The organism is Sphingomonas sp. 37zxx (assembly GCF_000786205.1).
In the GTDB taxonomy this organism is placed as follows: domain Bacteria; phylum Pseudomonadota; class Alphaproteobacteria; order Sphingomonadales; family Sphingomonadaceae; genus Sphingomonas.
In genome coordinates, this window is sequence record NZ_JROH01000037.1 from 1 (window position 1) to 9,285 (window position 9,285).

Annotated in this window: 9 protein-coding genes and 1 pseudogene; all 10 read left to right on the top strand. The window is 64.3% G+C overall.

Annotation, left to right across the window (positions count from 1 at the left end; genetic code table 11):
- Positions 1 to 257: 257 nt before the first annotated feature.
- Complete coding sequence (locus QU44_RS13050; RefSeq protein ID WP_052134832.1) at positions 258 to 485, top strand: hypothetical protein; 228 nt, start codon at positions 258 to 260, stop codon at positions 483 to 485.
- Positions 486 to 741: 256 nt separating this feature from the next.
- On the top strand, positions 742 to 1,224 hold the full coding sequence (locus tag QU44_RS13055; protein ID WP_033922731.1) for an RNA polymerase sigma factor: 483 nt from the start codon (positions 742 to 744) through the stop codon (positions 1,222 to 1,224).
- Positions 1,221 to 2,195, top strand: coding sequence for a FecR family protein (locus QU44_RS13060; protein WP_197054318.1), 975 nt, complete (start codon positions 1,221 to 1,223; stop codon positions 2,193 to 2,195). Before QU44_RS13055 ends, QU44_RS13060 begins: the two co-directional genes overlap by 4 nt.
- A 409-nt stretch (positions 2,196 to 2,604) precedes the next feature.
- Positions 2,605 to 2,895 (top strand): annotated as a pseudogene (locus tag QU44_RS18980) (POTRA domain-containing protein); the annotation flags it as partial.
- 3 nt (positions 2,896 to 2,898) lie between these two features.
- Positions 2,899 to 4,176 carry a ShlB/FhaC/HecB family hemolysin secretion/activation protein gene (locus QU44_RS13065; protein ID WP_231621739.1) on the top strand — a complete coding sequence of 426 codons (1,278 nt, stop codon included), beginning with the start codon at positions 2,899 to 2,901 and terminating at the stop codon, positions 4,174 to 4,176.
- 18 nt (positions 4,177 to 4,194) lie between these two features.
- Positions 4,195 to 6,018 carry a DUF2341 domain-containing protein gene (locus QU44_RS13070; protein WP_033922735.1) on the top strand — a complete coding sequence of 608 codons (1,824 nt, stop codon included), beginning with the start codon at positions 4,195 to 4,197 and terminating at the stop codon, positions 6,016 to 6,018.
- Positions 6,019 to 6,027: 9 nt separating this feature from the next.
- Positions 6,028 to 6,438: an ExbD/TolR family protein gene (locus QU44_RS13075; RefSeq protein WP_033922737.1), complete on the top strand. Its 411-nt coding sequence runs from the start codon at positions 6,028 to 6,030 to the stop codon at positions 6,436 to 6,438.
- Entirely contained in the window at positions 6,438 to 7,166 is a 729-nt protein-coding gene (locus QU44_RS17535) for an energy transducer TonB family protein (protein ID WP_052134837.1), read from the top strand. The genes QU44_RS13075 and QU44_RS17535 overlap by 1 nt, the downstream gene beginning before the upstream one ends.
- Before the next feature lie 34 nt (positions 7,167 to 7,200).
- Positions 7,201 to 8,766 carry a putative porin gene (locus QU44_RS13085; RefSeq protein ID WP_033922739.1) on the top strand — a complete coding sequence of 522 codons (1,566 nt, stop codon included), beginning with the start codon at positions 7,201 to 7,203 and terminating at the stop codon, positions 8,764 to 8,766.
- A gap of 14 nt (positions 8,767 to 8,780) precedes the next feature.
- Positions 8,781 to 9,281, top strand: a complete 501-nt coding sequence (locus QU44_RS18515; RefSeq protein ID WP_197054320.1) for a hypothetical protein — start codon at positions 8,781 to 8,783, stop codon at positions 9,279 to 9,281.
- Positions 9,282 to 9,285: the final 4 nt, after the last annotated feature.

Below are 9,285 nucleotides of genomic sequence, written 5' to 3' on the forward strand. Positions count from 1 at the left end.
AGATCACCGGGTTGATGGAGGTGCTCAGGTTATTGCGGCCAGCGATGTCTAGAAACGCTGGTGACCCCTAGGCGATGCACGCCATAATATTGTCGCACGGGTCGAACGGATCCAGGCCGAGCGCATAGCGCCGGCGCAGGTCTTGCCAAGTTCCAGTCATCAGCTGCATCACACGCGGCCTCAAGCTCTCGGCTGAGCGTGCGGCCGCGGCGGAGATCGGCATCCGCTCCACTTTTGACGCGACCGACCGCCGCATCATGGACGGTCGGGCCCTTTTGGCGGGCGACCGCCTTACCATCAGCGATATTGCGATGTGCGCAGCCTTTGCGCCACTCCTCCTGCTGCACAGCTATGGCGCGCTGATGCCGCCAGTTGAGGTGACGCCGCCACCGCTTCGCGCGCTGATGCAGGAGTTGCGCGCCCGACCCACCGCCGGCTTTGTGCAACGCCTATTTGATAGCGGCTTTTCGGCGATTGAAAGCTAGGCCGCAGCGGCATCTTGATCCTGCTGCGCAGAATCGGTCGGCGTTCCCATTTTCGCGTGGCGGACGGTGAGACTGTGATCGATGCCCTTCGCCCGGGGCTCGCAGGCGCAAGCCCAACGAACTCCTGCTGTGCCGCTGGCCGATGAAGCAGGCGCGAGCCGGATAGGGCAGACATTGCGGTGCGCCCGGTATCGTCACCTTGCCGTCTGTTACACCTTCATGAAACCGTCGCACTTTGCCGCGATATGCCCGGTCGATGTCTCTGCCGTTCCCCCACCTCGTCAAGCAGATGCGGCATGTGCTGCAGCGGCGCGGCGTCGCGCCGCAGGATTGCGACGACATCATCCAGGACGCGTTCCATCGACTGGAGGTCTATCGCCGGGAACACTCGGTCGACCATGTCGCCGGCTTTCTGATCCGCACGGCCGTCAATCTTTCGATCGACGCGTCCCGGCGGGCGCGGCGCGTATCCTTCACGGACGAACCGGTGGAGGCGCACGTCATTGTTGATGAAACGCCCCGACCTGATGAGGTTTATGCCGCCCGAAAGCGTCTAGATAGATTGAACGAAGGCTTTGCCGCGCTCGACCCGACGACGCGCCAGATGATCCGTGCACAGCGCATGGATGGGTTGAGCGTTGCCGCGATCGCTGCGCAACATGGTGTTAGCGTCAGCGCGACCGAAAAGCGATTGGCCAAGGGATTGGTGTTTCTGGTGAACTGGATGGAGGGATGGTGAACGCGGGGCGCCCTGACCGTGACGAGGGTCACGTCGGTGTCCAGACGGACGCCGCGCTGTGGGTCGTCCGGACGCGCGATGCGGCTCAGCCCGATCTGACGACGCTTGACTGCTGGCTCCAGGCCGACCCGACGCATGCTGATGCCTATATGGATGCCGCCGGGGTCTGGGACGATCTTGGGCAGGTGCTGCCGGACTGGAAGCGCGACCCCGTTGCGCTGCCCGCTCCCGAACGCGCCGCAGCGCCACGGCGCATGCGTATAGCGATCGCTGCCTTTGCATCGTTTGCGGTGGCGTGTTTTCTGGCGGTGCAATGGCTGGTCAGCCCGACGCCCTATGCGACCGGCATCGGCGAGCAGCGCACGATTACCCTCGCCGATGGCACGCGGGCGACATTGAACACCGACTCGGTGATTCGCGTGTCGCGCTTTGGCAATGAGCGGCGGGTGACACTGGAGCGTGGCGAAGCCCAGTTCGACGTCACGCATGATCCACGCCGCCCGTTTCTGGTCAGCGCGTCCGACCGCACCGTGCGCGTGCTCGGCACCAGCTTTGTCGTGCGCCGCGATGCCGAGCGTGTCGATGTAACCCTGCTGTCGGGCAGCGTGGCGGTGGAGCGCGGCGGAGTCACCACCGTGCAGCTCCAGCCCGGTGAGCGATATCGGCTGCTGAGCGATCAGCCCGCGCGCATCGACCGGCCGCGGATCGATATCGTCACGGCATGGCGGAGCGGAAAATTGCTACTGGACGATACCCCGCTCAGCGATGCGATCGCCGAAATGAACCGCTACAGCGGCCGTCCGATCATTTTGGGCGAACCCGCGTTGGGACAGCAGCGGTTGAGCGGCCTGTTCGACACGCGCGACACGAACGCCTTTGCGCACACCATCGCCGAAATCTACGACCTGCGCCTGCAGGAGCGGCGCGACGGATATTATCTGGTCCGGACCGGCAAGACCGCGGGTCGATAGGTCCGGTCCGGCACATCGAAAAAAAGATGGGCGCGCCCGTGAGGTTTGCGCTGCGAGACTCGTCCTTGAATTTGGAGAGCGTCGGCGTCGGCATAGGTCGGGACCGATGAAGTTCGACGTAAAATAATGCTGGGTCGTAGAGCAATGCTCTTCGGCGCACGTAAAGATTTACGTATAATGCCGTCGATTAAATAAAACCAAATGAACTCATCAAGAAAATTTGATAGTATTTGAGATGGGCATCAAGATAATGTCACTAAAGAGTCATTCAATGATCTTAGTGACGCTCTAAATTAAAGTGAATGAAGGCAAGTTTTCGACTCAATCGAGCTTGTCTTTCACGAGGCGACGGGGAATCGAAATGGCGGTAGTTGCGCGCGGCGCAGGGGCTTTGCTCCTGGGTTGCTGCATGGTGTGCAGTGCTTCTGCACAAGAGCGGGATGCCGAACCTGCGCCGACTTCCGTGGCGACGGGCAGCCAGGGGCTGGTCGACATTTTCAACTACCGGATCGAGGGTAACAGCGTCTTGCCGCAGACTGAGGTCGAGCGCGCGGTGATGCCGTTTCTTGGTCCGCAGCGCCCGATCGCCGATGTCGAAGCTGCGCGTGCGGCGCTCGAAAAGGCCTATCGCGATGGCGGGTTCGAGACGGTCGGTGTCGAAATCCCCGAACAGGATGTGCGCGGCGGAACCGTTCGCCTGAACGTGACCGAGTTGAAGGTGGGGCGCCTACGCGTCACCAATGCCCGCCATTTTTCGCCGGATGACATTCGCGAAAAGCTCCCGTCGCTGGCGGAGGGCCGTGTGCCGAACTATCGAGAGGTTTCGCGGGAAATCGCGGCGGCGAACAAGTCGAGCGAGCGGCTGATCATGCCCAGCCTGCGGGCCGGCGATACGCCGGACACGGTCGATGTCGATCTTCAGGTCGAGGACCGCCACCCGCTGCACGGATCGCTGGAGATCAACGACCGCTTTCCCAGCCGGACCGAGCGGCTGCGCGTTTCGGCCGGCCTGCGCTACGCCAACATGTTTCAGCTCGGGCATACGCTGAGCCTCCAGGGGCAGCTCGCACCGACCGACCCGGGCCAGTCGTGGAGCGTTTCGGGATCCTATGTCGCGCCGATCGCCGGCAGTGGCTTTTCGGTCCTGGGCTATGCCGTCAAATCGAACAGCGATGTCTCTGCGGTCAACGGCATCGGTGTTCTGGGGACCGGCGAGATCTATGGCGCGCGTGGCATCTACAGCTTTTCGACCGGCACCGGTGCGGCGACCGTCATTCATCAGCTCACCGCCGGAATCGACTATAAGATCTTCGAGGAAAGCCTTATCGTCGGAGCGGATGAGGCGCGCACGCCGATCGATTATTTCCCGGCGACGGTGCAATATTCCGCGGCCAAGCGCACCGAACGCTATGATCTGGACGTCTCGCTCAGCGCCAATTTCGGTTTGCGCAGCCTGAGCGCCACCAATGAGGAATTCGGGCTCAAGCGTTTCAATGCGAGCGCGAGCTGGTTCGCGCTGCGGACGGATATGGGCTATTTGCACAAGCTGCGTGGTGACTGGCGGCTGGGTGTCCGCCTGTCCGGGCAGCTCGCCAGCGGCGCTTTGATTTCCAACGAACAATTTGCGGCCGGCGGGCTCGACAGCGTCCGCGGCTATTTCGAGAGCCAGGATCTGGGCGACGACGGCGCATCGTTCCAGCTGCAAGCGGAGTCGCCGCTGCTGCTGAACAAGCAGGGTCCGGTCGACGAACTGCGCCTGTTCGCGTTCACCGATGGCGCGGTGCTGCATCTTCGCGATCCGTTGAGCTCGCAGCAAGCGACGACCAGTCTGCTCAGCGTCGGAGCGGGTGCCAATCTGCGCCTGCTCGGCAACCTCAATTTGTCCAGCCTGCTCGCGGTCCCGCTGAAGCAGACCGACGGCGTTAAGACCGACATTGCCGACACAGTGCGCATTCAGGTGCGCGCTTGGGCCGAATTCTGATCTTTTCAGGGGAGCAACATGTTGAAATTCCGGTTCATGGCGGCTGCATTGCTGCTTTCATCGTTCGTGCCGACCGCTGCCTCCGCACAGGATTGGTGGAATGCCGACTGGACTGAGCGACGCAAGGTCACTCTGGACGCTACGGGACTGCGTGGCGTCACCGAAGAAGTGAAGCGTGCGCCGGTCCTGGTGCGCCTGCACAGCGGCGTGCTGGACTTCAGCAAGGTGAAGCCCGATGGCAGCGACCTCCGCTTCCTGGGCGCCGACGGCAAGACGCCGCTGGCCTATCATATCGAACGCTTCGATCCGGCGGCGGAGATCGGCCTGATCTGGGTCGACGTGCCGACCGTCGCGCCCGGCGCGCGCCAGGATATCTGGCTCTATTACGGGTCGGAGGCGGCCAAGCCGGTCGCCAATGCCGGGGCGACCTATGACGGTGAGCAGGTGCTAGTCCAGCATCTGAGCGACAATGGCCCGCCGACCGATGCAACCGCCAACCGCAATCAGGTGACGGCATCGACTGCGCGGCCTACCGTCGAAGGACTGATCGGGGGCGGCGCGTCGCTGGTATCCGATAGCGCGATCCGCATCGCGCCGAGCCAATCGCTGACGGTGCCGGCTGGCGGCAACCTCACCTTCACCGGCTGGGTCAAGCCGGCCACGGCGGGAATGCCTGCGGACGCAGCGATTTTCACCAAGCTGGGCGCGGGCGGCGAAGCGGCGCCTGCGCGCGTCGTGCTCGGGCTACTCGGCGGGGTGCCGTATCTGCGCGTCGTCGGCGCGGACGGCACTGCCAGCGAGGCGGTCGCCGGTGCGCCGCTCGCGGGCGGTAGCTGGGCGCATCTCGCTGCCGTGGTCAGGGGCGACAACCTCACGCTCTATGTGAACGGCGTCGCGGTCGGGCAAGCGGCGAGCGCGCTGCCGGAACTCGCCGGCGAAGACGTAATCGGTGCAGCGGCGGGGCTGCCCGCGATGGTCGGCGATATCGATGAGCTTGGCCGTGCCAACGTCGCGCGATCGGCCTCGGCCATCGCCCTGCTCGCGCAATCGCAGAACCGGGGGTCGAATTTCGTCGGCGTCGCCGCAGAGGCGGAGGCCGAAGGTGCGGGCGGGCATAATTATCTGGGCGTCCTGGTCAGCGCGCTGACCCCGGACGCCTGGGCCGTCATCATCATCCTGGGGATCATGGCGCTGATTTCGTGGATCGTGATGGTGATGAAGGGCTTGCTGGTTGCGCGCACCGCCCGCGCCAACTCGAAATTCCTCACCAGCTATGGCTTTGCCAACCGCAGCCAGGGCACGCATAGCGGCCTGGTATCTGAGCAGCTCGGCAGCTCGCAGCCGGATGCCTCGCTCGGCCGCCTGTTCACCATCGGTCAGCAGGAATTGAAGGCGCGCCTGACCGAGAATGCGAACGTGCCGAACCGCGATCCCCATGCGATCGCGCCGCAGTCGATCGCGGCGATCCGCTCGGCGCTCGACGCGGGGCAGGCGCGTGAGGAACAGCGGCTCAACCGCTTCATGGTGCTGCTGACCATCGCCATTTCCGGCGGGCCGTTCCTTGGCCTGCTGGGTACGGTGGTGGGCGTGATGATCACCTTTGCCGGCGTGGCGGCAGCGGGCGATGTCAACATCAACGCGATCGCGCCCGGCATTGCCGCCGCATTGCTCGCGACGGTAGCCGGCCTCGCCGTCGCGATCCCGGCGCTGTTCGGATACAATTATCTGCAAAGCCGGATCGAAGAAGTATCGACCGACAATCTGATTTTCGTCGACGAGCTCGAGAAGCGGATTGCCGAAACCTATCGCCCCGATGCGCGCTACGCGCTCGCAGCCGAATAGGGGGCGATCATGCAGATGAAGAAAAAGGGCAAGAAGCTCTACGACGACATCAACATTACCCCGATGCTTGATCTTGCTTACGTGCTGCTGGTGATCTTCATCATCATGACCACGGCATCGGTTCAGGGGATCAAGGTCAACGTCCCCAAGGCGAGCTCATCGGTCAGTCTGGCCAAGCCGACCACCAAGGCGATCACGGTCGACAGCGACGGACAGGTGTATCTCGACACCTATCCCGTCACGATCGACGAACTGGAGGCCCAACTGCGGTCGTTCAAGGCGGTGACCCCGGACTTTCCGGTAGTGATCAAGGGTGATCGCGTGTCGCAATTCGGGCGCATCACCGAGGTTCTGGACGCTTGCGGCCGTGTCGGCATCACCCAGCTCGGTATCGTCACCGAGCGCGTCAAGACGAGCTGATGATGGCCACCGCCCGTCCGCACCCGCTGGCGAAGGTCGGCGCTGCAATCACGCGGACCCGCCTGACCGGGCCGATCATCCTGCTCGTCCTGGCGGCGCTCCTGATCCTGGCGCTGGTGTCGCTCTGGCCTGCCGGGGACGGCCGGGTTCAACGCGAGCGGGTGGTTCAGGAAATCACCGTGCTCCAGCCCCCGCCGCCGCCGGTCCCGCCGGAACCGGAAGAGAAGATCATGGAGGAAGAGCCCGAGATCATCGAGCCGACCGACGATCCCCGGATCAGCGAGGAACCGGTCGAGCAGCCGTCGGATACGCCAAGCGAAGCCCCGTCCGAGCAACCCAGCAGCGAAGCGGCCGGGCTCGATCGCCCTGCCGATGCCGGCTCCGACAGCTTTCGCCTCGCTGCGGGCAAGGGCGGCGGCTTGTTCGGACGCGGCGGCGGTGGCGGCGGCGGCATCGGCTGGGGGCAATATGTCGAAGGGCATATCCAGCGCGCGCTGCAGCGTGACGCCCGCACGCGGGCGGCGCGGGGATCGGTTCGCGTGACGGTGAACATCGACCCGGGCGGCCGGTTCGTCGGGGCGGCCCTGCGCTCCAGCACCGGCGACGCCCAACTCGACTCCGCGATCCGCGCCGTCCTGTCCTCGCTGCCCCCACTCGGGCGCAGCCGACCGACCGGACAGGAGGGCACGACGCACGCCACCATCAACTTGAAACGCACCGACGGCTGAAGCCGCCGGGATTCATCAGGAACGGAAAAATCCCATGTCCCTTCGCATCACCTTGATTGCTGGCGCGGCACTGACGGCCCTTGCCACATGGGCCACACCGGCCAGCGCGCAATCGACCGATGATATCGGTGTCGAACTCCTCCAGCTACTCGTCGATGAGGGCGTTCTCAAGCGCGAGAAGGCGGAACAGCTGCTGGTCAAGGCGCGCCAGGCGGCGGCGTTGCGCGCCCAGAGCGAAAAGCCGGCGAGCGCCAGCACGATCAACGTGCCCTATGTGCCGCAGGTCGTCCGCGAACAGATCCGCGACGAGGTGAAGCAGGAGGTCGTCGCCCAGGCCAAGAGCGAGGGCTGGATCGCGCCGAACACGCTGCCCGAATGGACCAAGCGCATTTCGATCTCGGGCGACATGCGCGTCCGGTACGAGATGGAGAACTATGCCGACGACAACTTCCCGTTCTTTCCCGATATCGGCGCGATCAACCTGGCGGGCGGCGTCGCCGATGCCGACGGGTTTCCGCTGCTGAACTCGCTGATCGACCGGCATCGCGTGAACTATCGCGCACGGCTAGACATCAATGCCCGCATTTCCGACCAGGTGCGCGCCGGCCTGCGGCTGGCATCGGGCAATGAGCGCGGCCCAGTTTCGACCAACGCCACGCTGGGCTATTTCTTCCTGAAGGACGAATTCTGGCTCGATCGCGACTATCTGGACAGATTCTGGGTCGATCGCGCCTATCTGGAGGTCGAACCGGTCGCCGGCGTTGTGTTCACCGCCGGACGCATGCCCAATCCGTTCGAAACGACCGACATGGTGTGGGACGATGACATCAATCCCGAAGGTGTCGCGCTGTCGGCCCGCCGCCAACTGATCGACGGGCTGACCGTGTTCGGATCGGCCGCCTATTTCCCGATGGAAGAGCGCGGCATCTATGAAGACAGCTTCATGGTCGGCGGGCAGCTTGGCGCGCGGGCCCAACTCAGCGACGCGCTGAGCGTCGAGCTGGCCGGTTCCTATTATGACTTCCACGGCATCCAGAGCCGCAAGAACGCGCCCGACGGGTCGCGGCTGAACGATTATACTGCGCCGCGCTTCCTCGAGAAGGGCAACTCGGTGTTCAACATCCGCACCGATGGCCTGACCACGCTGGCCGGCCTCGCGAGCGACTATAACCTCGCCATTGGCCGCGCCCGGCTCGCCTATAAGGCGGGTCCGATGGAAATCGCCCTGACCGGCGAAGCGGTGAAGAACCTCGCGCTCGACCCGGCTGAGGTCGCCGCGTTGCGCGGCGAGCCGGGCGTCGCGCCGGGCGATCTGGGCTGGCAGGTGCGGCTTGATGCCGGCTTCCCCAAAATCGAGCGGTTCGGCCAGTGGCAGCTGGGCGCTGCCTATAAGCGGATCGAAACCGACGCGGTACTCGACATCTTCACCGACGGCGACTTCGGCCTCGGCGGCACCGACGTCAAAGGCTATCTGATCGAGGGTTCCTTCGGCGTCTATGACAACACCTGGGTGGGCCTCAGCTGGTTCAGCTCGGACGCGATCAATCGTCCGCCCTTCTCGGTCGACGTGCTTCAGCTCAACCTGACCACCCGGTTCTGATGGAGCGCATGGCCATGAACCCGATCCATCTCTTTGCTATGGCGCTGGTCGCCGTCACCTGTTCCCCGGTTCCTGCGGCGGCGCAGGCGGTCACGGGCACCACGCAGCCACCCCCGGTGCCGGTGTCCGAACTGGAGCAGCGTGTCGCGGCACTGGAGGCCGAGCTTGCCCGCCAGACACTGATCGCCAGCAATGCCCGTCAGTCGCTCGACGCGCTGCGGGCCGAGGTCAAGCTGAAGGACGAACTGCTCGTGCTGGGTCGCGAACGCAACGCGGAACTCTACGCGATCGCGATGGAGATCGCGAAGAAGCACGTCCGCTCCGACGATTGGGAGCCGTTTTTTCAGGGCGAGCGGGTGAAGATGGAGAATCTTCGCCAGTCCTATGAGGACCGGCTGCGCGCGGCGCGCGTCTATGAATCCACGCTCCCGCCCAGCGTGCAGAAGCAGATGGACGCCGAACTGGGAACTGCGCCGACCGAGGCGCCGAAAACCCCCGCCGCCGACCAGAACTGAACAC